Source organism: Pseudoalteromonas sp. SR44-5 (genome assembly GCF_014163675.1).
Taxonomy (GTDB): domain Bacteria; phylum Pseudomonadota; class Gammaproteobacteria; order Enterobacterales; family Alteromonadaceae; genus Pseudoalteromonas; species Pseudoalteromonas rhizosphaerae.
The window spans coordinates 1-499 of sequence record NZ_JACJDT010000184.1 but is presented as its reverse complement, the minus strand read 5'-3'; the positions used below and the strand labels follow the sequence as shown (position 1 = coordinate 499).

Genomic DNA, 499 nt, shown 5'->3' with positions numbered 1-499 from the left:
AATTACCCGTGAGGCTTAACCATACAACGCCAAACGCGTTTTATGTGATAGTTGATAGCGCAAGAAGTTAATAGACTAAAGTAGATTTACTGAAAACTTTTATTATCAGAATTCCAAATTTTAGTAAGCTCGATTAAATCGAACTTACACCAAATTTGCTTGGTGACAATAGCGTTTTGGACCCACCTGACCCCATGCCGAACTCAGTAGTGAAACGAAACAGCGCCGATGATAGTGTAGCATTTGCTATGTGAAAGTAGGACATTGCCAGGCTCAAAATTGAGAAAGCCCGACTAGCAATAGTCGGGCTTTTTTACGTCTGGAATAAAGTAAAAAGAAGGTTCGAGGTGAAAGGTAATACCAATCTGCATAAAGATTAATACCAATCTGCATAAAGATTAAGTCAATTTTATCCAGTCTCTAGAGCATATGCTTTTAACCGTATCAGGAACAGAAATGAATTTATTCCACGCTTGCGAAACCTGTTCGACTATTTCTT

Annotated in this window: 1 rRNA gene; it reads left to right on the top strand. The window is 38.1% G+C overall.

Going from position 1 to position 499, the window contains the following annotated elements:
* The first annotated feature begins 158 nt into the window (after positions 1-158).
* Positions 159-273, top strand: a 5S ribosomal RNA gene (gene rrf, locus H5154_RS23150).
* The last annotated feature ends 226 nt before the right edge of the window (positions 274-499 follow it).